This is a genomic window from Bacillus sp. J14TS2, from assembly GCF_018333015.1.
Classification (GTDB): domain Bacteria; phylum Bacillota; class Bacilli; order Bacillales; family Bacillaceae_C; genus Lederbergia.
The window spans coordinates 102,926-128,857 of the sequence record NZ_BORE01000009.1 but is presented as its reverse complement, the minus strand read 5'-3'; the positions used below and the strand labels follow the sequence as shown (position 1 = coordinate 128,857).

The 25,932-nt window shown below is 38.9% G+C and carries 21 protein-coding genes; 17 read left to right on the top strand and 4 right to left on the bottom strand.

The features are described from left to right. Positions 1-226 precede the first annotated feature (226 nt). Entirely contained in the window at positions 227-1,234 is a 1,008-nt protein-coding gene (locus KI375_RS15000; RefSeq protein WP_212974284.1) for a dienelactone hydrolase family protein, read from the top strand. Positions 1,235-1,249: 15 nt separating this feature from the next. Beyond that, positions 1,250-2,533 (top strand): Gfo/Idh/MocA family protein, encoded by a 1,284-nt coding sequence (locus KI375_RS14995; protein WP_212974283.1) that lies wholly within the window; start codon positions 1,250-1,252, stop codon positions 2,531-2,533. Positions 2,534-2,825: 292 nt separating this feature from the next. On the opposite strand, the gene KI375_RS14990 is transcribed toward KI375_RS14995, so the two are convergent. Further along, entirely contained in the window at positions 2,826-4,142 is a 1,317-nt protein-coding gene (locus KI375_RS14990; RefSeq protein ID WP_212974282.1) for an ABC transporter substrate-binding protein, read from the bottom strand. Between the two features lie 179 nt (positions 4,143-4,321). Here KI375_RS14990 and KI375_RS14985 point away from each other — a divergent pair, with 179 nt between their 5' ends. From KI375_RS14985 to KI375_RS14935, 11 genes are all read left to right on the top strand, one after another. Then, positions 4,322-5,179 carry a helix-turn-helix transcriptional regulator gene (locus KI375_RS14985; protein ID WP_212974281.1) on the top strand — a complete coding sequence of 286 codons (858 nt, stop codon included), beginning with the start codon at positions 4,322-4,324 and terminating at the stop codon, positions 5,177-5,179. Between the two features lie 349 nt (positions 5,180-5,528). After that, a complete protein-coding gene (locus KI375_RS14980; RefSeq protein WP_212974280.1) occupies positions 5,529-6,869 on the top strand; it encodes a glycoside hydrolase family 28 protein in 1,341 nt (446 codons plus the stop codon). 18 nt (positions 6,870-6,887) lie between these two features. Beyond that, positions 6,888-7,748 carry a pectinesterase family protein gene (locus KI375_RS14975; protein WP_212974279.1) on the top strand — a complete coding sequence of 287 codons (861 nt, stop codon included), beginning with the start codon at positions 6,888-6,890 and terminating at the stop codon, positions 7,746-7,748. A gap of 27 nt (positions 7,749-7,775) precedes the next feature. Then, positions 7,776-9,344, top strand: a complete 1,569-nt coding sequence (locus KI375_RS14970) for a glycoside hydrolase family 43 protein (protein WP_212974278.1) — start codon at positions 7,776-7,778, stop codon at positions 9,342-9,344. Between the two features lie 12 nt (positions 9,345-9,356). Beyond that, positions 9,357-11,654 carry a glycosyl hydrolase family 95 catalytic domain-containing protein gene (locus tag KI375_RS14965; RefSeq protein WP_212974277.1) on the top strand — a complete coding sequence of 766 codons (2,298 nt, stop codon included), beginning with the start codon at positions 9,357-9,359 and terminating at the stop codon, positions 11,652-11,654. 227 nt (positions 11,655-11,881) lie between these two features. Further along, a complete protein-coding gene (locus KI375_RS14960) occupies positions 11,882-13,150 on the top strand; it encodes a nickel pincer cofactor-dependent isomerase, group 22 (protein ID WP_212974276.1) in 1,269 nt (422 codons plus the stop codon). A gap of 18 nt (positions 13,151-13,168) precedes the next feature. After that, entirely contained in the window at positions 13,169-13,939 is a 771-nt protein-coding gene (locus KI375_RS14955) for an SDR family oxidoreductase (protein WP_212974275.1), read from the top strand. A gap of 25 nt (positions 13,940-13,964) precedes the next feature. Further along, a complete protein-coding gene (larE, locus tag KI375_RS14950; RefSeq protein WP_212974274.1) occupies positions 13,965-14,765 on the top strand; it encodes an ATP-dependent sacrificial sulfur transferase LarE in 801 nt (266 codons plus the stop codon). An 80-nt stretch (positions 14,766-14,845) separates the two neighbouring features. After that, positions 14,846-16,321 carry a gluconokinase gene (locus KI375_RS14945; RefSeq protein ID WP_212974273.1) on the top strand — a complete coding sequence of 492 codons (1,476 nt, stop codon included), beginning with the start codon at positions 14,846-14,848 and terminating at the stop codon, positions 16,319-16,321. A 14-nt stretch (positions 16,322-16,335) separates the two neighbouring features. After that, entirely contained in the window at positions 16,336-17,079 is a 744-nt protein-coding gene (gene larB, locus KI375_RS14940; protein WP_212974401.1) for a nickel pincer cofactor biosynthesis protein LarB, read from the top strand. A 23-nt stretch (positions 17,080-17,102) separates the two neighbouring features. Then, a complete protein-coding gene (locus KI375_RS14935) occupies positions 17,103-17,558 on the top strand; it encodes a GNAT family N-acetyltransferase (protein WP_212974272.1) in 456 nt (151 codons plus the stop codon). 752 nt (positions 17,559-18,310) lie between these two features. Here KI375_RS14935 and KI375_RS14930 read toward each other — a convergent pair. Then, positions 18,311-19,252, bottom strand: coding sequence for a nuclease-related domain-containing protein (locus KI375_RS14930; RefSeq protein ID WP_212974271.1), 942 nt, complete (start codon positions 19,250-19,252; stop codon positions 18,311-18,313). Positions 19,253-19,344: 92 nt separating this feature from the next. After that, positions 19,345-20,334, bottom strand: coding sequence for a LacI family DNA-binding transcriptional regulator (locus KI375_RS14925; protein WP_212974270.1), 990 nt, complete (start codon positions 20,332-20,334; stop codon positions 19,345-19,347). 282 nt (positions 20,335-20,616) lie between these two features. Here KI375_RS14925 and KI375_RS14920 point away from each other — a divergent pair, with 282 nt between their 5' ends. From KI375_RS14920 to KI375_RS14910, 3 genes are all read left to right on the top strand, one after another. Further along, complete coding sequence (locus tag KI375_RS14920) at positions 20,617-22,128, top strand: tagaturonate epimerase family protein (RefSeq protein WP_244852674.1); 1,512 nt, start codon at positions 20,617-20,619, stop codon at positions 22,126-22,128. 207 nt (positions 22,129-22,335) lie between these two features. Next, on the top strand, positions 22,336-23,739 hold the full coding sequence (gene uxaC, locus KI375_RS14915; RefSeq protein WP_212974269.1) for a glucuronate isomerase: 1,404 nt from the start codon (positions 22,336-22,338) through the stop codon (positions 23,737-23,739). Positions 23,740-23,749: 10 nt separating this feature from the next. Continuing rightward, on the top strand, positions 23,750-24,085 hold the full coding sequence (locus KI375_RS14910) for an NIPSNAP family protein (RefSeq protein WP_212974268.1): 336 nt from the start codon (positions 23,750-23,752) through the stop codon (positions 24,083-24,085). A 45-nt stretch (positions 24,086-24,130) separates the two neighbouring features. On the opposite strand, the gene gsiB is transcribed toward KI375_RS14910, so the two are convergent. Continuing rightward, a complete protein-coding gene (gene gsiB, locus KI375_RS14905; protein ID WP_212974267.1) occupies positions 24,131-24,511 on the bottom strand; it encodes a KGG domain-containing protein in 381 nt (126 codons plus the stop codon). Between the two features lie 251 nt (positions 24,512-24,762). Between gsiB and KI375_RS14900 the strand changes: the two genes are divergently transcribed. Next, positions 24,763-25,926: an ROK family transcriptional regulator gene (locus tag KI375_RS14900; protein ID WP_212974266.1), complete on the top strand. Its 1,164-nt coding sequence runs from the start codon at positions 24,763-24,765 to the stop codon at positions 25,924-25,926. The last annotated feature ends 6 nt before the right edge of the window (positions 25,927-25,932 follow it).

Genomic DNA, 25,932 nt, shown 5'->3' with positions numbered 1-25,932 from the left:
CATTTCCTTAGCGAAGTATATTTCCGGAGCGGGAATATGAATTTAGTAATTCGGTTTTGTCTCAGCCTCTTACATAAGAGAAAAACATATTAAAAAGTAGAAAAAGGACTTGTTCTTTTGAGCAATTTACTATAACATCTAAATAACAACGTTGTTATCCGACTGAAATAGAAAGCGTTATCACCATCGAGTTCGGCAGAGAAAACACTTGAAAGGAAGGAATTCTATGTGGTCTGCTGATTTATATTTGGACCGGTTATATAAAGAAACAGTGGCAGTTCAAACAGAAGTATATGATAAACAATGGAAACAGACGTTAAAGGAAAAGGTTGCAAAGGCACTAGGTGATTTTTCTAGCAATACAGAAGAGCAAACAGTGACGGAATTGGAAAAGGTAGATATGGGAGAGTATACACGCTATCGAATTGAATTGACAACGATGCCATCATTGAAAATGCCGATTTATCTACTAATACCGAAACATCATACTTTGCCATTGCCTACAGTACTTGCAATTCATGGCCATGGATACGGTCATAAAGAATTGGTTGGTCTAAACCCTGATGGCTCAGCTAGAGCGAAGTCCACCTATCATGAGGATTTTGCTGTTGATTTGGTCAAAAAGGGATTTGCCGTTGTTGCCCCGGAATTAATTGGGTTCGGTGACAGGAAACTACAAGAAGATCAGGGAAAAGGAAAGCCTAGTGACAATTCTTGCTATCGTTTGGCGAGTCAACTCCTTTTATATGGAAAAACACTAGCGGGATTACGAGTTCACGAGTGTATAAAAGTAATAGACTATCTGGAAACACAAAAGGAATTTGATTCAAGCAATATTGGCTGTATGGGGATATCGGGTGGTGGCCTTGTCACTGCTTTTACTTCGATTTTAGATGAAAGAATAAAAGCCACAGTCATCAGTGGTTATACGAATACGTTTGCAGGAAGCATTATCGATAGAAGGCATTGTTTAGACAATTATATCCCCAATATTTTACAGATAGCTGAAATGCCAGAGCTAATCGGATTAATTGCACCAAGAGCGCTTTTTATTGAAGCAGGGAAAGAGGATCCCCTATTTCCTTTGGAGCATGTCCAAACGGCTTTAACACAGCTGGAAAAAATGTATCGGGCGTTTGATGTTGAGCATTTATTAGCCTCCCATCTTTTTAATGGCGGGCATGAAATTAGTGGAGAGCGTTCTTATGATTGGTTAGTTGAGCAACTGAAATAAGAGGAGATGAAAAAATTGAAGAAAAAATATGTCTTAATTGGAACTGGCGGCAGGGCGGAATTCTTCTATGGCGCATTAGCAAGAGATTATAGGGATACTTGTGAACTATTAGCTTTTTGCGATATTAATCAAATAAGAATGGACTATGCGAATCGTTTGCTAGTGGAGAAATATGATCATCCAAAAATCCAGACATATCGATCTAGTGAATTTGCCAGGATGATTGAAAATGAAAAACCCGATTATGTTATCGTCACGACGGTTGACCGAACGCATCATACTTATATTATTCGTGCTTTAGAACTGGGGTGTGATGTGATTACAGAAAAACCAATGACCGTCGATGTTGAAAAAACCAAAGCAATTTTGGATGCAATTGACCGAACCGGGAAAAATGTGCGGGTTACGTTTAATTATCGCTATGCCCCTCACAATACAAAAGTGAGAGAACTTATTCGAGATGGAGTGATCGGAGACGTTCATTCTGTTCATTTTGAATGGGCATTAGATACACAACATGGGGCTGATTATTTCCGCAGATGGCATCGGAATAAACGCAATAGTGGCGGTTTGCTTGTCCATAAATCTACCCATCATTTTGATTTAGTTAATTTTTGGCTGAATTCTTCCCCAGAAACCGTATATGCTTCTGGTGGTTTACGGTATTATGGAAGAGAAAATGCCGAAACACGCGGTGTGACGAACTTTTATCAACGTGCTCACGGAAACGAATATGCCAAAGACGATCCATTTGCGATTGATTTAGAAGCTAATCCTCATTTAAAGGCGATGTATTTAGATGCGGAAAAAGAAGATGGGTACCAACGAGATCAAAGCGTTTTTGGTGACGGTATTGATATAGAAGATACATTGGGCGTCCTTGTCACCTATAAAAATAAAGCAATTCTTACTTATTCACTCAATGCCTATTTACCATGGGAAGGATTTATTATCACATTTAATGGAAGTAAAGGTAGATTAGAAGTGGTTGTCAGGGAACAATCTTATATTAATTCAGGTGGAAGTAAAGAGGATGAAGGGAAGTTAAAAGAGAAGACTATTCGAGTTTTGCCGATGTTTGGCAAGCCGTATGAGGTAGAGATTCAGGAAGGAAAAGGCGGTCATGGTGGAGGGGATGTGGTCTTGTTGCAGGATCTATTTGGTGTACCAACAGAGGATGAATTTAATAGGGCAGCCTCCCATATTGATGGAGCACGATCGATCATGACTGGAATCGCAGGCAACATCTCATTGAAGACCGGGCAAGCTGTAAAGATAGACGATTTGATTAAGCTTTAAATGACTAATGATATACCTTTTATACTGAATTAGCTGGCAGTAAGGTTATCGTTTTAAGAATTCTACATGGGTATAAAGCTTGTACAAATAATACAATCGGATCTCCATATTTTTTCACCATTAAAAGACAGTGAAATGTAATGCACCCCAAAAGTTAAGTGTCACTCTAACTTTGAGGTGCATTTTTATAGCATAATATTGTGAACAAATTAAACGAATATGGGGAAACTGAGCTAAAACAATTGGCAAAGAAGCATGGAATGAAATACAATACACCCTTTAAAAATTGATTTTATTCTTTTCCGGACATTTCTGCGATTACATTTCGGGTCTCATCATCCATCTTTCTTATAACAGTGTTGAGATCTTCGCCCTCAAGAAGTCGCTGATACGCATTGATCATGACAGATGCACTCTCGTATGGCGATCTTTTGGGGATTGGAGCACTATCTAATTTAAATAATGCGTCTACATTTTTCTCAGCCATAATATCTGCATGTTCTAATGCTGTTCCAAATTCCTTATACACCTCCTTATCGAGTAAAGGAGTTCCCCCGCCTGTGCTTACGGACCACTTTTGATAGTCTTCAGACATTAGGTAGGCAAGAACCTCAAAGGCGGCATCCGGCTTTTCACTTTGACTTGTCACGAACATAGTATTTAATAGTTCATTAGGAGCGTAATCCGGATAATCCCCACCCCAAACAGGGTATGTGACCCAATCAAAATTTAAACCGGCTTCATATTCACGCCAAGTAAGACCATTAGCTTGATCACGGAATGGGAATAATGCATAATCAAATGCCGTATCAGCACCTTCCGCATTATGCAGAAATGCTGCCAATTCCTCTGTTGACTCCATTTCAGGAAGGTTTCCGGGGATGTTTATAATTTCCTGTATGCGCTCTAGGAAAATACGTAACTCTTTATTATCTAAGATCGTAGGTTCGTTTGTTTCCGGGTCTACTAGGGTAGTACTTACTTGCTGCAAGCCAAGCTTACCCGGGAAGATGCCGTAATATTTTTTACCATCCTTTTCACCTGTTAATTGTTTTCCGAGCTCAATGACTTCATCCCAAGTCATATTGTCTGTTGGATAAGGGACACCGAAAGCATCGAAAATATCTTTATTATAAGTCATCACATATCCTTGTTTAAAAACCGGAAGGGCATCAAGTTCACCAATAGGAGAATTAGCTTTTAGGGATTCGATTATTCCTTGATCATATTTACTAAGATCAAGCCCATGTTTTTCAATTAGTGGCATCTGATCTCGAAGTAACTCAAGCTCTTGGAACATTCCAAAATCTGTTCCCATGGCAATATCAGGTATAAGTCCCTTGGCAAAGCTCTCTTCAATTTCCTCTTTCCCACTTGCTTGAATATATGTTAGTTTTATGTGTGGTAAAGCCTTTTTGATATGTTGATTAAAAGTGTTTTCAAATTCTTTCTCTCCCCAGTGGATCATCAATGAAACCTCTATTTGCTCGGATTCATCTGCCTCCTCTGTAATTTGGCCTTCTTCATTATTACTAGAAGCCCCGTCTACTTCCTTTCCACTAGACGTACTGCTACATCCCACGATTAAGATCATTAGCCCAAATATCATGAGTAGCCCCCACAACCTTTGCCTCATTTATACCCACCCCTTCTGTTAATGTTTTCTAACCATTTAGGATAACGCTTTCATAATACAGTACTAGAATGCTATACTCTATATAGTAATTTGCTCAATTTTCTAAGTTCCTTTGCTTTTTTTGTCCTTGAAGCGATTGGAGGGTTTATGAAATGGTAGATAACTTCGGTCCAAAGTATTATCTAGAGAATGAATCTTTTTCTATGCAGTTCATGCGCCGAAAAGGTTACTCATCTATGCCTACACCTCATGCTCACGCTTTTTATGAATTGTATTATTTACGTAAAGGGGAAAGAGTCTATTTTATTAATGGTAAAGTGTACACTGTCAAGAGTGGCGATATTATCGTTATTAATCCACACGATGTCCATCGAACAACGAGTTCATCTATCCCTGAATTCGAACGAATTTTAATTAATTTCACTCATGATTTTCTTGAATCAGATATTTTGTCATCAGACCTACATCTGCTTCCTTTCCAACATGGCTCTCAGCTAATACGTTTTCCAGTAAGGGAGCAGCCGAACACCGAACAACTTATTTTTGAGATGTTAAGGGAATGTAAGAAAAAACAGGCTGGTTACACCTTTTATGTAAAAGCACTATTAACAAAATTATTAATTCAAGTTTATCGCCAATCCTTTCAAGCGCCACCAGAAAATGAACATCCTATGCATGAGAAAATCTCTGAAATTGCCACTTATTTGCATCAACATTATCTTGAGGAATTAACATTGAAAAAAATTGCTGAACAATTTTATATAAGTCCCTCTTATCTTAGCCGGACATTCAAAAAGGTAACCGGTTTTTACTTCAGTGAATATGTCCAAGCAGTTCGGATGAGAGAGGCGAGACGCCAATTGATCGAATCAGATGCAAAGGTGCTGACAATTGCTGGAAATGTGGGTTTTCATTCGATCGCACATTTTAATAAGACATTTAAAAAAATGACAGGTGTCTCACCGATACAATTCCGTAAACAAAATAAGCATCTATCTTATGAGGAGTAAGAAAAAATATTTGTTAACGAGAGATTCTTGTAAATTAAGTTATGAGGGAAATACTCTTTATGTTGGAAGTATAGGAAATTCCCTGTCCTACAAGGAAAGGCGGAGATATGCGAGCAGTTAGCTTTACTAGCCAATATACTACGGTTAGTAGAGCTGACGTTTTTTTTTTGTATTCCCGGCTTTATCCAATAGCTTGTTCCGATAACAAAAAAAGCAAAGAAAGGTAAAAATAGAACATAAATCTGTATAGAGAATAGTAAAATCATCCGTTATTATGAAGGCGTTATCTTAAAAGCTTAAGTCTTATCATAAGGACTTAGTTTTGAATAGAAGGGGAGATTTACTAATTATGAGTATTTTTTATGATATTACAGAGTTTGGCGCGATTCCTAATAGCGTGGTTATGACAGAAAAGATTCAGAAGGCAATTGATGAAGCATACACAAATGGTGGTGGGACAATAATTGTGCCCGCAGGTGAATTTTTAACGGGTTCCTTACATTTAAAAGACAATGTCGAATTACATTTATTACCTGGCGCGAGATTAAAATTCTCAGATAATCCATCAGATTATCCAGTTGTACATTCTCGTTGGGAGGGAATATCCCAAAACGTACATGCTTCCTGTTTATATGCGGAAAAGGCAAAAAATATTGCTGTAACAGGATTTGGCTGCTTAGATGGAAATGGACAAAAATGGTGGGAAAGGGAACGTACTAAAACTGATAAGTCAGCTTATTTTCGTCCGAAGTTGATAAGTTTTGATTCATGTGAGCAGATTACTATAAAAGATGTCCGGATGATGGATTCACCTAGTTGGACAGTCCATCCTGTCAGAAGTTACAACATCACAATTGATAATGTATCGATTAAAAATCCAGCTAATTCCCCCAATACGGATGGAATCAATCCGGAGTCTTGTGAAAATGTTCGAATCAATAATTGCAATATAGATGTGGGCGATGATTGTATTGCCATTAAAGCAGGCACAGAAGAAACTATAGAACGGGAGTCCTGTGAAAATATCACTATCTCGAATTGTACAATGGTTCATGGTCATGGAGCAGTTGTGATTGGGAGCGAGATGAGTGGGGATATACGGAATGTGACCATCACAAATTGTATTTTCCAAGATACGGACAGAGGAATACGATTAAAATCTCGTCGGGGGCGAGGTGGGATCGTTGAAGATATCCGTGTAAATAATATTGTGATGGATCATGTAATGTCTCCATTTGTGATTAATTTGTATTATTATTGTGGTCCGCTTGGGAAGGAGAAATATGTTTGGGATAAAAAGCCATATCCTATTACAGAAGAAACACCTCATTTCCGTAGAATTCATTTTGCAAATATTACAGCTCGAAACATCCAGGCTTGTGCAGGTTTTATCTATGGATTAGCAGAATTATACGCAGCAGAAATCACTTTTTCAAATATAGATATTTCAATGGCGGAAAATGCCATTCCTGGACGTCCAGCGATGATGGCCAATCTAGAAAAAATGACCAATCGTGGGTTTTATGTTGGCTTTGCAAAGGATGTTTTGTTCGAACATATCACCATTGAGAACCACGAGGGCCCAGCATTTTATTTGGAGAATACGAAGGATATTGAAGTTCTTTATTGTAAATCTCGCCATACGAAGCAAAAGGAAAAATTAGTGGAAGAAGCAAATGCTGAAAAATAATGAATAGGATGGGCTGCAATGATTTTAATAGGAAAAGAATCATATTGTCATTTTTCTACTATTCAAGCTGGAATTGATTATTTGGAGCAAAAACCAGATAGTGAAAAGAAAAAAATGTTGATCCTATCAGGTGAATATGAAGAAATTGTGGAAGCTAGATTATCGAATTTTGAAATGGTTGGTTTGGGAGATGTAAGGATTATTGGTGAAAAGCATGCGCGGCAAATCCATGAGGATGGAAATGAAGTCGGGACATTTCGCACAGCTGCAGTATTCTTAGAAGGTGAAAATATTATCGTAAGGAACTTATGTATGATCAATCGATCAGGGCAAGGGGAAGATATCGGTCAGGCCATTGCCTTATTTGCCTATTGTCATCATGCCGAATTTCATCATTGTAGATTAGAAGGTCATCAGGATACATTATGTACAGGGCCACTACCCAATAATGTAAATGTTGAATCGCCGTATACCTACTGTAAACAATTATATAAAAATTGCTATATATCGGGGACAGTGGACTTCATTTTCGGAGGAGCAGCGGCTCATTTTATAGATTGTGAAATTAAGAGCCGTTATCGACCTAAGAAAGGGGGCTTTATCACAGCAGCATCCACACCTAAAGCTCAAGATCAAGGATATATCTTTGAAAATTGTTATTTAACGGCTGATTCAAGTGTTGAAAATGTCTTTTTAGGAAGACCGTGGAGAAATTACGCACAAACAACCTTTAAAAATTGTTATTTAGGCGAACATATTGCTCCAGAAGGCTGGAATGAATGGGACAAAAAGGAAAGTCTAGATACGATAAAGTATGAAGAGCTTCATTCAATAAATGGTAAAAATCATGCACGTCCTTCTTGGGTACATGTGAAATAATACAAAAGCAAAGGAGTTGTGATCTTTATGCATCATACACCAATAAAAAATCCAATATTAAGGGGATTTAATCCAGACCCTTATCTTTTAAAAGTAAATGGCACTTTCTATATTGCCGTTTCCTCCTTTGAATGGTTACCTGGAGTAAGAATCTATCAATCAAATGATCTTGTAAACTGGCAACATGAAACAGATATCCTCACGACACAGATTGATTTACGTGGAAATCCTCAAGGTGGGAGCATATGGGCGCCACAGCTTAGTTATGCAGATGGATTGTTTTATTTAGTCTATACGGATGTTAAAAGTACGAAACGTCCGTTTAAAGATAGCCATAATTACTTGATTACATCTTCATCCATCCATGGTCCATGGTCTGAGCCTGTTTATATGAATAGCAGCGGTTTTGACCCTTCCCTTTTCCATGATATGGATGGTAAAAAGTGGATTTTAAACGAAATTTGGGATTACCGTCTGACCACAGGAAATAAGTCAGCAGGAATTGTTCTTCAGGAATATAATCCGGAGCAGAAAAAGGTTGCTGGACCTGTTTATAAAATTTTTGATGGAACAGAACTTGCTAAAACCGAAGCACCACATATATACCGACATGGAAAATATTATTACCTAATTACTGCTGAAGGTGGGACAGGAAAAGGGCATGCTGTAACTGTTTGCCGTTCGGAGAAAATAACTGGTCCATATGAATTAGATCCCCAATATCCAATGCTAACTGCAAGGGATAAGCCGAATTCGCCTTTACAATCCTCTGGTCATGGAAGTATTGTGCAAACAGATGAAGGTAAATGGTATATGGCTTATCTATGTACAAGACCATTGTTAGGAAAAGCGGCAATCTTGGGAAGAGAGACGGCAATTCAGGAGGTCTATTGGACAGAGGATGGCTGGTTGCGATTAGTAGGCGGAGGGAATGCACCTGCTATTGAAACAGAAATTGTGACAAAACAAGCGGCAGAACAGAAAAAAGATACGAATTTTTATGATGAATTTAACGGTCTACTGAAAAAAGAATGGAATACACTCCGAATTTTAGCTGATGATACTTGGTGTGATTTAGATAGTCGACCTGGTTATTTACGAATGATTGCTGGGGAATCAATTCAATCTTTGTTTGAGCATCATCTTTTAGCAATTCGGCAAAAGGATTTCCATTTCAGTGCGGTAACTAAGATGGATTACCATCCTACAAAATTTAATCAAATGGCGGGTTTGATTCTTTACTTAAATGATAGTAGTTATTTGTATGCGTATATTACTAGTGATGAGGAAAAGGGACGTGTTATTCGACTGCTACGCTCTGAGAAAAATGAATTCATTTTATCTCCAGAGAAAATCCAGGTAGAGGATGGGGAAATCGAGTTGAGGATTGAAGGAGAGGGTGCGGAAGGTCAATTTTATTATCGAATTGCTGGAGAAAGTAATAATTGGCATCCCATTGGTCCTTCGCAAAATTTATTGTTTCTATCTGGGGGCTTCACAGGTAATTTCATTGGCATTGCAGTACATGATATGAACCAGATAGCTGGTTCATATGCCGATTTTGACTATTTTAAATATCAAGGGTTAGATGAATGAAATGATGAGGAGATGAAAATGGCTAATAAAAAAAAGCTGTGGTATAAACAACCTGCACAAGATTGGAATGAAGCTCTTCCAATTGGAAATGGTCGCTTAGGTGGTATGGTCTTCGGTGAAGTGGAGACAGAACAAATCCAACTAAATGAGGATTCAGTCTGGTATGGTGGTCCACGGGATCGGAATAATCCGGATGCTCTTCGTTATTTACCAGAGGTGCGAAAACTGTTATTAGAGGGAAAGTTGAGAGAAGCAGAGAAATTAGCGGCACTAACTTTTCCAGGCCTCCCATCATCTCAACGCCATTATGAACCACTCGGGGATCTACTAATAGAACTCCAACATAATGAAAAAGATTATACCAGTTATAGCAGAGAACTGGATTTACAAAACGGACTTGTCCGAGTGCAGTATACGCTTGGTCATGTGCACTATCAGAGGGAGATTTTTAGTAGTTATCCTGATCAGGTAATGATTATCCGGTTGACAGCCTCGGAAAAACGTTCGATTTCCTTTATGACGCATTTTGATCGAGGGAAAACTCGAAATTTGGATGATATGGAGCCATCTTCTGTTGATAGCCTTGTGATGAGAGGGATTACCGGTGGAAGAGAAGGAATCGCTTTTCAAAGTGTGGTCAGAGCCATACCAGAAAACGGCTCAGTGAAGACGATTGGCAATCGTTTAATTGTGACAGATGCTGATGCTGTGACTTTAATTCTTTCTGCAGCGACTTCCTATCGCTATAAAAGTCCAGAAGATCATTGTATAGAATTGATTAATCGGACGTCACAAAAAGAATATGGCGAATTATTTTCAACACATGTTGACGATTATCAAACCTTATTTAACCGTGTTGATCTACAGATCGAGGAACCGAAGGGAAAGCATGAGCTGGCAACAGATGAACGTTTAGAATTAATGAAACATGGAAAAGAAGATGTTGGTTTAGTCTGTACTTACTTTCATTTTGGACGATATTTATTAATTTCATCCAGCCGTCCTGGGTCTCTTCCGGCAACATTACAAGGAATATGGAATAATAAAATGCTTCCACCTTGGGACAGTAAGTTTACAATTAATATAAATACAGAAATGAACTACTGGCCGGCAGAGGTATGTCAGTTATCCGAATGTCACCAGCCTTTGTTTGATCATATTGAGAAAATGAAGAAAAGTGGACGAATCACTGCTCAAAAAATGTATGGTTGCCGTGGCTTTGTTGCTCACCATAATACGGATATATGGGCGGACACTGCTCCACAAGATATCTATATGCCTGCTACTATTTGGCCGATGGGAGCAGCTTGGTTGAGTTTGCATTTATGGAATCATTATGAATACACAGGGGATAAACAATTCTTATGTAAAGCATATGAAACTTTAAAAGAAGCAGCACTGTTTTTTGTTGATTTTCTTATAGAAACTGAAGATGGATATTTAGTTACCTCCCCGTCTGTATCTCCTGAAAATACTTATATTTTGCCAAATGGGGAAAAAGGAAAATTATGTCAGGGGCCATCCATGGACAGCCAGATTATCCACCAACTTTTTGAAAGTGTGATTGTTGCAAGTGAGATTCTTGATCAAGATAAAGAGTTTCGAAATGAATTATTACACATGATTAAAAAATTGCCTAAACCAAAAATTGGCAAATATGGACAAATACAAGAATGGTTAGAAGATTATGAGGAGGCAGCCCCTGGACATCGCCATATTTCCCATCTCTTCGCTTTACATCCAGGAAATCAAATTTCGCCAAGACATACACCGGCATTAGCCGATGCGGCAAAAGTAACCTTGGAGAGAAGATTAAAACATGGGGGCGGGCATACGGGGTGGAGTCGGGCGTGGATTATCAATATGTGGGCTCGATTAGAAAATAAAGAGCAGGCATATAACAACTTAATAGAATTATTAAAATCCTCTACTCTGTCAAATTTATTTGATAATCATCCACCATTCCAAATCGATGGTAATTTTGGTGGAATTGCTGGTATTGCCGAGATGTTGTTGCAAAGTCATATGAACGAAATTCATATTTTACCTTCCCTTCCTAAAGAATGGAAGAACGGAAAGGTACGAGGTTTACGAGCTAAAGGTGGCTTTGAAGTCGAAATAAATTGGAATGATAATACATTCAAGCATGGCAAGATAAAATCATTAAATGGTAATTTATGTACGATTAGAACTGCCATTCCAGTAGAGATTACAAGTGGTAATAAAAGAATAAATCCAAAACAACTTGGTGTAACTGTTTATCAGTTTGAAACAGAAAAGGGAAAAGAGTACAGGATAGCAGTTTTATAGACGGTAAAAATCACAGTAAAGTGGAGGAAATATGATTCAATAACTTCTGTTTTCATGATCCAGTTGTAATTTTTGTGCTATCTTGAAAAAGGGCTCATTTCTGGAAGAATAAATAATAACAACGTTTTCCTTGAAAATGTTTACAAAACAAATTGCCTGATCTATTATTAAAGAGATAGGAAATAGTTGGAATCTTAAGATCATACTTATAAATGGAGTGAATATCCGTGAGTATCATTAAAGAATTAGTCCAGGATATCCCAATTCCTAAATTGGCTAAAGTTAAACAACAATTTGATTCAAGTCAAATTGATGATTTAACAGCTGCTTTACAACCTCTATTGGAACGTGAAGAGATCAAAAGTAAAGTAAAGCCAGGCATGGAAATAGCAGTTGCTGTTGGAAGTAGAGGATTAGATCGTCTTGTGGAGATGACAGCTGTGACGATACAATTTTTAAAAGAGCTTGGCGCGAAGCCATTTATCGTCCCTTGTATGGGAAGTCATGGGGGTGCTACTGCTGAAGGACAGCAGGCTGTGCTGGAACATCTCGGTGTCACCGAAGAAAGTGTCAAGGCGGAAATACGTTCCTCCATGGAAGTGATTTGCTTAGGTGAATTGCCGAATGGTTTACCCGTTTATATTGATAAAATCGCCTCAGAAGCGGATGGCATTGTTGTCATCAACCGTGTTAAACCACATACCGCCTTTCGTGGTCCGATTGAAAGCGGTATTATGAAGATGATTAGTATCGGCTTAGGGAAACAAAAGGGAGCGGAAGCATGCCATCAACTTGGCTTCAAGCATATGGCAGAGCATGTTCCCGCTATGGCGAAAATTACGCTTGCAAAAATGCCGATTTTATTTGCTGTGGCGACGGTCGAGAATGCATTCGACAAGGTTCATACGATTGCTGTTCTTGAACCGAATGAAATAGAAGAAAAAGAGATTCAATTACTAGAATTAGCAAAGAGTCAGCTGCCAAAACTTTATTTTGACCAGATTGATGTATTGGTTATTGATAAAATTGGTAAAAACATTAGTGGCGATGGGATGGATCCGAATATCACCGGCAGATATCCGACTCCTTATGCCTATGGCGGTCCAGAAGTATCAAAAATGGTTGTCCTTGATTTAACGGATGAAACAGAGGGAAATGCGAATGGAGTGGGAACGGCGGATTTCACGACGCAAAGATTAGTAGATAAAATGAATCGAGATTTCACCTATGCAAATGGCTTAACCTCAACAGTAGTCGGCCCAACTCATATTTCTACAGCGTTAGCCAATGATCAATTTGCGATTCAAGCGGCCATTAAAACATGTAATATTTTGGACTTCACAAAAGTTAAAATGGTCCGAATCAAAAACACGTTAGAAATCGGCGAGATTGAAGTATCGGAGGCTTTACTTGATGATGTTCATAACCATGAACATATAAAGAAGGTATCTGATCTTTATGAATGGGAATTTGATGAAAATGGCAACTTATTTTAGGTTGATGGAGGGAAGAAAATGAGTTCAATGTTTGATCTAACTGGTAAGGTGGCAGTGGCGATTGGCGGTAATAGTGTTCTTGGCGGTTCGATTGCCAAAGGATTTGCCGAACATGGAGCAAAGGTTGCAATTGTTGGCAGAAATATGGAATCAGCTGAGAACGTTGTGCGGGAGATTGTAGAAAATGGTGGGGAAGCAAAAGCTTTTCAGGCTGATGTGAGTGAATTAGATACGGTGAAAAAAGTAGCAGACGAGATTGAAGAATGGGCAGGGGGCTACGATATTTTACTAAATGCTCCAGGTAAAAATAGCCCAACGCCTTTTTTTGATTTAGAGGTGGACGAATGGGACGATATTATGGATGTGAATCTGAAAGGACTCGTATTCACGATTCAGCATTTTGCCAAACGAATGATAGAGCAAGAGCGGAAAGGCAGCATTATCAATATTTCATCAGTTTCCTCCGGGCCCCCGTTATCGAAAGTATTTACATATTCTGCATCCAAAGCTGGGGTAGATAATATAACTCAATTTTTAGCCAGAGAATTTGCGCCTCATGGTATACGGGTAAATGCGCTTATTCCAGGGTTCTTTCCAGCGGAGCAGAATCGGAAAATTTTAAGTGACGAACGAGTGGAGTCGATTATGGGCCATACGCCAATGAATCGTTTCGGTGAACCTGAAGAACTACAAGGGGCAGCTGTTTACCTAGCCTCTAACCGCGCTTCTGGTTTTGTAACTGGAACATTTATCAGGATTGATGGCGGTTTTGGTAGTATGACAATCTAACATGATTTTGAAAGGAGATCGTATTTTGCTAGAGGAAAAAGTTGAAAAACTGACATCCATTCTCCGAGAAATGAATAAAGTCGTCGTCGCTTTTTCTGGTGGTGTGGACAGTACCTTTCTATTGAAAATGGCTGTCGACACATTAGGAAAAGACCGTGTTTTGGCCGTGACGGCCGATTCAGAAACCTATCCGACGAAGGAATTGCTAGAAGCGAAAGAATTGGCAAAGGGAATTGGGTCTCGTCATATGGTTGTGGAAACTTCAGAGTTAGCGATTCCTGGTTACACCGAGAACGATCGCAATCGCTGTTACTTTTGTAAAAATAGTTTGTTTGAGCATTTAATTCCAATTATGGAGGAGAAAGGCTTCCAAAATGTTGTCTATGGCGTGATTGCAGATGATATGAATGAATTTCGACCAGGTATGAAAGCAGCAAAAGAAAAAGGTGTGCGCGGACCATTACAGGAAGCGAATTTATTTAAAGAAGAAATAAGGATTCTATCGAAGGAGCTGGACCTGCCAACATGGGATAAACCATCCTTTGCTTGTTTGTCGTCACGGATTTCTTATGGTGAAACGATCACACAAGCGAAGCTAACAAAGGTAGAGAAATCAGAAGCCTATATTCAAAGCTTAGGCATTCGCCAAGTGCGCGTTCGAACTCATGAAGATATTGCTAGAATAGAAGTTGAACCGCGTGATATGCATATTTTGCTAAATAATCATGCGAAAATTGCCAAGAAACTACAAGATTTTGGTTATAAATATATTACAATGGATTTGAATGGTTACAAAAGTGGAAGTATGAATAAAGTATTGGTTTAGCGTATATTGGTGTTAGGGGAGATGAAAAATCTCCTCTCTTTCATTTTAGAAAAGAAACAAGCTAAGGGATGTGTGAATGTATGCAAAAGGAATATGTGATTGGGATCGACCTTGGGACAACCAGTGTAAAGGCTGTATTATTTGATACGAAGGGACAGTTCGTTGCTGAAGCAGAAAGATTGAATACTTTTTATTATCCGAGCGCTGACTGGGCCGAACAAGATCCCGATGAAATTGAAGAATCTGCGCGTATTACGCTTAAAGAAGTGATTGAAAAAGGAAAAATTGCCGAAGAGCGTCTAGTCGCTGTTGGTTTTTCCTGTGCGATGCATTCATTGATATGTGTGGACGAGAGGTATCAGCCATTATCGAAGATGATCATTTGGTCTGATGGGAGAAGCAATCGTCAGGCTGAACAATTGAAAAAGGGAAGCGGCAAGCAACTCTTTTTAAAAACAGGTGCACCAATCCATCCAATGACCCCCTTTTTAAAACTATTATGGATGAAGGAAACAGAAGACGAAGCCTATCAGAAGGCGGCATATTATATTTCCATGCAAGAATATCTTATTGAGAAATGGTTTGGAGAGCGGATTATAGACTATTCCATGGCTTCCGCAACAGGCTTACTCAACATTGAAAATGTCGCATGGGAAGAGGAAGCACTTAAGTTAGTTGGAATAAGAAGAGAACAGCTTTCTAAGATAGTGTCTCCAACAACACGCTTACCTCATCTAAAAAAAGAAATTGCAGATGAAATCGGTGTTTCAGACGAGTTACCATTTGTAATCGGGGCTGCAGATGGACAACTTGCAAATCTTGGGGATGGAGCGATTTCACCAGGAGAAGTAGCCATCTCAGCTGGGACAAGTGGAGCGATTCGCCAATTTATTAGTGGTGCTGCAGTAAATGAATCAGAAGAAACATTTACATATCTTTTTACGAAAAATAGTTCGATTATTGGTGGGGCGACAAATAACGGTGGCATTACCTTGCAATGGTTAAAAGATCTGCTAGATTATAAAGGACCTTTAGAGGATCTTTTACATGAGGCGGAAGCAATTGCTGTTGGGGCAGAAGGACTCATTTTTCACCCTTATATTAATGGAGAAAGGGCACCATTATGGAACCAACGGGCAAAGGGGAATTTTTACGGATTTACAATTGGACATAAACGTGCACATTTAGTCCGCGCAGTATTAGAAGGAATTGTCCTGAATCTTTTTCAAATAGGACAGTCTCTGGAGAAACTAGCTGGACCTCCAAAGAAAATTTGTGTCAATGGGGGATTAACCAAATCATCGTTATGGGTGCAGATCTTAGCAGATGTCTTCGCTCAAGAGATACATCTCTCAGATACACCTTACAGTGCTGCTTGGGGGGCTGCATGGACAGCACTTGTCGGCGTTAAAAAAGTAGACTCTTTTGAAGAGATTAAAGATAATCTACCAGCTGGAAAAGTGGTTCAGCCAAATCTGACTCGACATGAACAATATAAATCTATCTTTAAAAAATATGAACGCTTGGCAAAGGATTTACAGGCTTATTTTATTTGAAGGTGTGGGCATCAATGGAAAAAATATTACAACAAGTGCGAGATGGGCAATTAACAGTGGAAGAGGCAAAAGCTCAATTAGCCACTTATGAAAACCTGGGATTTGCGAAGGTAGATCATCACCGGAAAAAACGGCAAGGCTTTCCCGAAATCATATATGGGGAGGGCAAGACTACAGACCAAATTCTCGCCATTATGAAAGCTATTTTAGCTAAAAAAGAAGATGTTTTAATTACTCGGATATCAAAAGAAAAGGCAGAAGCGATTTTACAGGAATATCCGGAACTGAAGTATCATGAGATCGCTCGGATTCTATCTTATCAACATGAGCCGAAAAATCGGAGAGCTGGTTATATATCGGTAATTTGTGCAGGCACTTCAGACCTTCCCGTTGCGGAAGAAGCAGCAGTCACGGCAGAAGTATTAGGAAGTAATGTAAAACGAATTTACGATGTCGGTGTCGCGGGCATCCACCGCCTATTTGACCAAATTGAAGACATTCAACATGCAACGGTGTCAATCGTCGTTGCTGGAATGGAAGGGGCACTACCAAGCGTAGTCGGCGGTCTCGTTTCCCACCCTGTTTTAGCCGTTCCAACCAGCATCGGCTATGGCGCCAATTTCGGCGGCCTATCCGCCTTATTAACCATGCTCAACTCGTGTGCTTCCGGGATCAGCGTCGTCAATATTGATAATGGCTTTGGTGGCGCCTATAATGCGGTGTTGATTGATAGAATGGTGAGAGGGGAAATGGGCTAAACAAATTTTTAAGAGGTGTTGAGATGTCCAGAATAGAGATAATCAAGCTGGAGTCAGATTTACTTACTGAAGCAAGTCAACTTTTAGCGGATTATATATATTCCAGCGATGAATGGGGAAAAGAACAGCTAGAGAGCTGTAGGAATAATCTAGCTTGCTTATTAGATTTTCCGAGCGCTGACTTTTTCATGGCCAAAAAAGAAACAGATTTTGTCGGATTTATCGCTGTCAATTGGAGTTTCTCAACAAGCGCGGGAAAACCATTTTTGCTGATTCAGGACTTGTATGTCCGTCCTGAACACAGGAAAAAAGGTGTGGCGGCAGCTCTTATTAACAAGGCGAAAGTTTGGGGAGAACTCCATCAAGCGAACAGGCTTCAACTTAACACAGGGACAAATAATAGAAAGGCCCGTCAATTATATGAAGGGTTAGGCTTTGAATGGTTTCCTGATAAGGAAATCTATATGTACTTTCTATAAAATAATACTAAATCTTGAAAATCCATTGGATTCTCAAGATTTTTTAATATAGAAAGAATGTCCATATGCCTGAACGAATGTTGAAAGAATGAAAAATGGTTAGATAGCAAGGTACATAGATCCTAGATCCCATAAAGGACTTGGCCCTTACTTAGCCGTGCCCAAAATGGAGCGAATCCAAGAAAAGGGGAACGGCGAAGCGAGTGGCGCGCCCGAAAAGGAGCGAATCCAAGAAAAAGGGAACGGCGAAGCGAGTGGCCGTGCCCAAAATGGAGCGAATCCAAGAAAAGGGGAACGGCGAAGCGAGTGGCCGTGCCCGAAAAGGAGCGAAGCCAAGAAAAAGGGAACGGCGAAGCGAGTGGCCGTGCCCAAAATGGAGCGAATCCAAGAAAAGGGGAACGGCGAAGCGAGTGGCCGTGCCCGGAATGGAGCGAAGCCAAGAAAAAGGGAACGGCGAAGCGAGTGGCCATGCCCGAAATGGCGTCAACCCAAGAAAAAGGGAACGGCGAAGCGTGTGGCCGTGCCCGAAATGGAGCGAACCCAAGAAAAAGGGAACAGCGAAGCGTGTGGCCGTGCCCGAAATGGAGGGAATCCAAGAAAAAGGGAACGGCGAAGCGAGTGGCCGTGCCCGAAATGGAGGGAATCCAAGAAAAAGGGAACGGCGAAGCGTGTGGCCGTGCCCGAAATGGAGCGAACCCAAGAAAAAGGAGGACAATATAGCTCATGGTTGGTTCTGATTATTGGTTAGGTTATTAAATAATGAAATTGCCCATACTATTATTTTTTAGAAGATAGTAAGAAAATCCCCCTCTGTCAATGAAAATGAAATTTTCGGTTAAGATTCTTCTAATTATTTTCTTGGATAAAATCCCACCACACCATTCATAGATGGCTTTTGTAGTAATTTTTCTTTCGGGAAACAGCAAATGAAATTCCGCTATGTGTTCGATGACAGATGTTTCTGCCTTTATCTCTCGGTGGCAATGCTCGCATAGAAGTATGTGAAACGTTTTGGGGATTAGGAAGTTTTTACAGCATGGGCAAGTCATGCCTTTTCGTAATTGATCGTATTCATACTCAGGTAACTGTTCATATGATGAATTCTCTATATGATGCGTAGCGAATTTCTCCGATAAGGCTTTCTGGTTTTGTGTGATCTCGGGGTTGGAAGCTAGCAATTTCTTAAAAAAGCGATTTAGTTGGGTTGGAAATATGATGGGTTGATGCAGGGGCGTCTGATACAAGGTGAATTCGGGGTTGATGAAGATGACATAGGGTTCAATGGAAATGGTGTACCCCCATTTGTGGAGAAGTTGTCGAAGTAAAAATTCGCTTCTTTTTAGTTGCGAGAGGGGATTTCTAATTTCTTTTCCGTTGGCAGCGACGTACCAATTGTCTTGTTGAATATAAAAATCACCTTCGTAATTTTTGATTTCAAACAAATAAATCTTATTTTTTTCGATAAAAAGGCTATCTAATTGGAATTCCGTTTTATTGCTTGGCAGTAATAAATCGTAGAGAATTGTTTGGTTTTTAAGAGGAGTCTCATTTAATTGTTGATAAAAGGCGATTTCGCCGTTGTACCCTTTTTCAAGGTTGTCCGTATGCTTTTTTTCCTCCAATGATAGCTTCATGCGTGGGAGTAAAGACTGTAAAACGAGTAATTCTCTAGATTTTCTGGGTTTATCATGCATTGTCTCTTTCCTTTCATTTATAATAATAGTTTCATAGTAAAGAAATCTCAGGATAATTCCAAGGGGAAAGACTCAAATCTTCCCCAAAAAAATCATGGTTCAATTGCTTTGCATGAAGCTCTTTCGTGCAGGATGGGCTGTAATTTTTTAATTTTTGGTTCGATGTCCTGTTTTTCGATTTGTTCGATCACAGTATGAACAATTTCCTTTGCTAATTGATCAACCGGGACACCAATCGCAGTTAACGGGATTTCAAGATTGGCCATTTGTGGGATATTATCATAACTAATAATCGAAATATCATTCGGTATATCTAGTTGATTTTCCTTCAATCCTCTAATAATGCCACTGCTAATATCATAACTTCCACCAACAATTGCTGTAGGAAGAGAGGGAGCGATGATCAGTTTTTTTACAGCAGAGAAGCCATTATACCAATCTAATCCTTCTGTATTTACGAGATAATGGGGATCAAGCGGAAGCTTATACTTTTTGACAGCTTGAACGAAGCCATTGTATTTGGCTATTTGCATCGGATCGTTTGCAGAGATGTCGCCAATATAAGCGATTTTTCTATGGCCCAACTCATATAAATACTGAATCGCATCATGCATTGCTTGTCCATGATTTGCATCAATAATTGGATAGGGAGAGACTGCTTTTCTTGATACCCCGTAAGAAAGCAAGGGAATTGGATGGGTTTCAATCTCTCTATCGTCCTCTCCCTCAAATAAAATAATCCCATCGACTTGAAACTTTCGAAATGTTTCTAGGGAGGCTTCAATTGGATCGACAGATAGAATCATGGAATAAGCAGTTTTACGAATTTCATCACTAATTTTGGTTACTAAAGTTGCTAAAACGACCCTTTCAATTGTAGGCCAAATTAAACCGACTAGTTTTGTTCGTTTTGAAACAAGACGTTGGGCGGCAAAGTTCGGTTCATAGCCCATTTCTTGGGCAATTGCAATTATTTTATCTTTCGTATTCTTTTTCACTAAAGGACTATTATTCAAAGCTTTGGAGACCGTTGAATAACTAACGCCTGCTAATTGAGCGATATCCTTGATCGTTATACTCATAACATCACCTGAAAAATCTTATTTTTATCCCGCATTGACGGGTAGTAATCCTCCAGAATGGAGTCCCACTTTATTAATGTATCATAGATTCGTGCTCTTTACATTGGCGGTGCGCATCGCCGTTCATTAGGGGTTTGAACTTTTCTAAAGAAAATGACGGAAATAGGTTGTTCTAGATAAGAAAATGATTTACTATTATTATAACAACGTTGTTATAAATTATCCATTGATTTGTAATCGTTATCAAACCTATTTTCATATTTTTGAAAGGAGTTCGATCAAATGACACACTTAGTAGATCAAAAGGTACATTTATTGGAACTAATGAATGATTTAGAAAAAGGAGAAGTTCCGGTATCCTCTTCTACGAAAATCTATAATCAATCCTATGTAGAACATGATGGCACCCGGTTACTAATGGTGCATGATCAAGAGGACAAGTGGCTACTGGCAGTCGGGGAAGGGGTTGTTTTTAATGATCTTCAAGGAACAGTTTTAACTAATGATAAAAAAGTTTGCCCACTTACTCATGAAAATCGTTTAGTCTTAAATCGGTATTTCGATTATACCGTTCCACGTGCATTTGGTACGAAAACGGCTACAATGGGATTGGGGGACCGTTTAGGGTTGGCTTCGCCGGGACATATTGAAACCGTTCACAATAGAAATGTCAAACCCATTCTTGCTCAACAAAGTATTCGCGAATTAACACTTTTAAATAGAACGATGAATGATATGTTAGATGCCGCAAGCTTTGCTGTTTTTCAAGAAGGATATAAGGATGGATATGGGGCTGATGGTGATCATATTAAAGAAGAGAAGGATATAGAATATGCCTTGTCATTAGGGGTATCTATGCTAACGCTAGATTGTTCCGATCATATCCCTAAACAAATTGAATCACTATCATCAGAGGAATTAGAGAAGGCATTTAATGAGGTAGATGCTGAAGCAAAGGCTTATTTTCAAAATGAATATACCAATAAAACCTTTTCTGTGAATGGTCTCTCGATCCAGTTTGATAAAATAAATGTCATGAAAAATGTTTTACAGTATGCGAAAGCTCTAAATTTTATGGCCCATGTCTATGATACTTACATTCGTGAATCAGATCGTCCGATTGATTTTGAAATTTCTATTGATGAAACGGAGACGATCACTTCCCCGCAGGCCCACTTTTTCGTTGCGAATGAGCTACAGCGTAGGGGTGTTAGTGTAACAAGCTTGGCACCTAGATTCTGTGGAGAATTCCAAAAAGGCATTGATTATATTGGTGATATTGAACAATTTGAGCGTGAATTAAGCGAGCATGCCTTGATTGCGGAGCATTTCGGATATAAGCTAAGTATTCATTCTGGTAGTGATAAATTTAAGGTATTCCCAATTATCTCCAAATATACGAAAGGGATCCTTCATATTAAAACGGCTGGAACGAACTGGTTAGAAGCAATCAGAGTGGTGGCTAACACGAATCCAAGCCTTTACCGTCGTATGCATATGTATGCTTTGGACCATTTTGAAGAAGCTTTGGCTTATTATCATGTGACACCAGACTTAAACAGCATTACTCCACTTGAGCAAGTTGCAGATGAAAAGCTTGCCGACTATATGAATCATGAGGCCGCCCGCCAGTTATTTCATGTGACCTATGGAATTCTCCTCACAGCAAAAGATGATCAGGGTGAGTTCTTATTTAAAGATGAATTTTTTGATATATTACAACAAAATGAAGACGTTTATCGGGAAGCGCTTGTAAGCCATATTGGCAAACATGTTGATTTATTGGGATTGTAAGCTAGGGCGGAAATGAATGTAATAAAGACCAAGTTTTGCGCTGCCCTGACGTCAATCGCAAACGTCCGAAATGCACGTTGCAAGTTTGAGGCTATGCTGACTTCGACACAGGAAGTGCCGTACTTAGCCGAAGATCACCTATCTCGCAGTATCATTTTTACTGGTCTTTTTGAACATCCTCTAAAATGAAAGAAAGCTGGTGTGAACATGAAAGAATTTATGAATGGAAATTTTTTATTAGAAAATGATGTAGCGGTTCAACTGTACCATGAGTATGCCAAAGATATGCCGATTATTGACTACCATTGCCATTTAAGTCCACAGGAAATCTATGAAAATAAGCAATTTAAGAATATTACCGACATCTGGTTGTATGGGGATCATTATAAATGGCGGACATTGCGCGCAAATGGGATTGAGGAAAAGTATATTACTGGGGATGCAAGCGATTATGATAAATTTCTAGCTTGGGCGAAAACAGTTCCAATGTTAATCGGCAATCCTTTATATAATTGGGCCCATTTAGAATTACAAAGATTTTTCGGTATTCACGATCTCTTGAATGAGGAGACAGCCCCTACTATTTGGGAAAAAGTGAATAGTCAATTGAATGGTGAAGGTTTTGGTGCACGAGACTTTATTATAAAGTCGAATGTGAAAGTGGTTTGTACAACCGATGATCCAATAGACACATTAGAATACCATCAGAAAATAAAAGAGGATACCAGTTTCGAAGTATCCGTTCTACCGAGTTTCCGTCCTGATAAAGGGTTAGAAATTAACCGAGATGGCTTTCAAGCTTGGGTGAAAAAGCTCGAAGATATTTCCGGCACGCAAATTCATTCATATGAGGATTTCCTGCAGGCACTTGAAGAAAGGGTGGACTTTTTTCAATCAGTTGGCTGCAAAGTTTCTGATCATGCACTCGATTCGATGATGTTTACCAGGACGACCAAAGAGGAAGCATCGATCTTTTTCAAAGAGGCACTGGACGGTAAAAAAGTTACCCTTGAGGGTGAGAAAAAATATAAAAGTTACACACTGCAATTTCTCGGGAAATTATACGCAAAATATGATTGGGCTATGCAATATCATATTAATGCTTTAAGAAATAATAATACGAGAATGCTAGAGGAACTTGGTCCAGATACTGGTTTTGACTCCATGAATGATGAAGGAATTGCCAAGCCATTAGTAGGGCTATTAAATGCATTGGAAAAAGAAAATGCCTTACCTAAGACCATTTTGTATTCACTAAATCCAAATGATTTTCCGACGATTGCCGCAATGATTGGTAGTTTTCAAGGTGGGGGAATCCCCGGGAAAATCCAATTTGGAACAGCTTGGTGGTTTAATGATACAAAAGCAGGCATGTTGAATCAAATGCAAATTTTAGCGGATATGGGTGTATTTAGCCGCTTTATCGGAATGCTAACTGATTCACGCAGCTTCCTATCCTATACACGTCATGAATATTTTCGAAGAATCGTTTGTAACTTTATCGGCGAGTGGGTTGAAAAGGGAGAAGTTCCTCATGATATCGAGTTCTTAGGGGAGATTGTTCAAGGCATCGCCTACCATAATGCAGAATCTTATTTTCAATTTGAATAGGGGAGGTTTCATGATTTATCGAAGAAAAAAGTATAAAGTAAATCCACAGATTGTGAAAGAATTTAATCGACATTTTAAACAGACGTTATTACCAGCACAGCTGAAATACGGGGCACGGCTAGTCGGGCGATGGATGACGACTGAAAAAGAAAACGAAGTAGAAATTATGGCTATTTGGGAATATGATAGTTTGGAAGAATATGAAAAGATAGAAGCAGAGGTAAGAGGAGACCAAGAACATGTAGCACGTGTTCAAGAGTGGTATAAAAAAATGGGTGGAAAAGAAAATCTAAACGATGTATTTTATCAGATAAATCAGGATTTTTTAGAATCAACATTATACTAGATGAACGAAAAACCTCCAGACCTATAAAGTCTGGAGGTTTTTGAATTATTTTCTGTTATTGTTATGGCGAGCTTCTCCGCCTTTTTGTCCGATATCGCGATAGAATTCCTTATCATGATTCTTGGCAGTAGCTTCTCCACCTTTTTCACCAATTTCTTGATAGAATTCTTTATCATGATTTTTGGCAGTAGCTTCTCCACCTTTTTCACCAATTTCTTGATAGAATTCCTTATCATGGTCCTCGGCAGTGGCTTCTCCACCTTTTTGTCCGATGTCTTGATAGAATTCTTTATCATGATTCTTGGCGGTAGCTTCTCCACCCATTTCGCCAATTTCTTGATAGAATTCCTTATTATGTTGTTTACTTGTTTTTTCTCCGCCTTTACGTCCTGCTTCTTCTCTGCTCATTTTGTTTTGATCAGTCATTAAAATCCTCTCCTTGTTAGAAAAATTGTTTTAATGCTGCGCGCATTTTATGTTTACCCAGCTTCCATTTAGATAAACAAGTTATTAATATTTTTGTCGAATTTGGATAAAAATTTTATTTCCGACAAATGATAGACTATTGATTAAATCAATCAGTTTGATTAATATTAGAGATAGCCGATGATTGGTTGAATAGTTATTTTGCTAAGTAGGAAAGATGAGAACGGTTTTAAAAAGAAAGGATCAGGAATATGAAGCTTGGAAAAGTATCGAACAGTCAAATGATTAAAGAAATAAATCAACAAAAGGTATTACGTCTTATCTATACAGAAGGCCCTATTCCACGAGTTGATTTAGCTGGAAAAACAGGTCTTACCCAACAGACGATTACAAATATTGTCAATCGATTACTTAGTGAAAATCTAATTTTAGAGACTGCTCCAGTATCAAATGGAGGCAGGAGAAGGCCGATCCCTCTCATTATTAATAGTACAAATATGTATGCGATTGGGATTGAGCTGGCGATTAAATATGTACGTGGCACTTTGATGGACTTTAAAAATAATACCTTAAAAGAAATAACCGAATATGTTCCTCGTTATGAGCATGAAGAACATCCAATGGAATATATTTTTAAAGTCATTGATCAATTGCTTGAACAGGTCCCCAAAAAAGAAGGATTAAAAGGGATTGGCTTAAGTGTTCAAGGATTGGTTGATGTGAGCAAAGGGACAGTTATTTACTCTCCTGGATTAAGATGGAGGGATTTCCCTTTAAAGGAGAAATTAGAGGATCGCTATGGTCTTCCGATTTATTTGGAAAATGATGCTAATTTACTGGCGATCGTTGAAAGTTTAAATGGGAAACTCGCATTATCAGAGCAAAGCATGGTTTTTAAATTTGATTATGGAATTGGCAGTGCAATGGTCATTAATAAACAACTGCTTCATGGGGCCAACTATGTTGCCGGAGAATTGGGGCATTATAAGGCTTTTACAGACGATGATGCCATTCCCTGTCATTGTGGTGCAAAAGGATGTTTAACAACATTTGCTTCGATTAGCGGCTTGAAGAGAAATGGTGGTTTTACATTAGAGGAATTTAATCAGGCAGTGCGGGCAAACGACCCAGCAGCCATGGAGATTTTTGAAAAAATCCAAACCGCCATAGCAAAAGCAATTGCCAATTTAATTACCCTATTTAATCCAGAACATATCTTGTTTACTGGCAGATTCTTGGATGAAATTGGCGACCTGATGATTCCATTATTAAAAAAAGATATACTAGAGTTAATACCTGACTCTTGTCAAAATGTTAAAATTATTGTATTAGCAGAAACACCCAATGAATCTAAATCTGCAGCAGGTTTAGTTATGAACTACTTTTTTAATATTCCTTTCAGCGAATTTTATTAATTAATC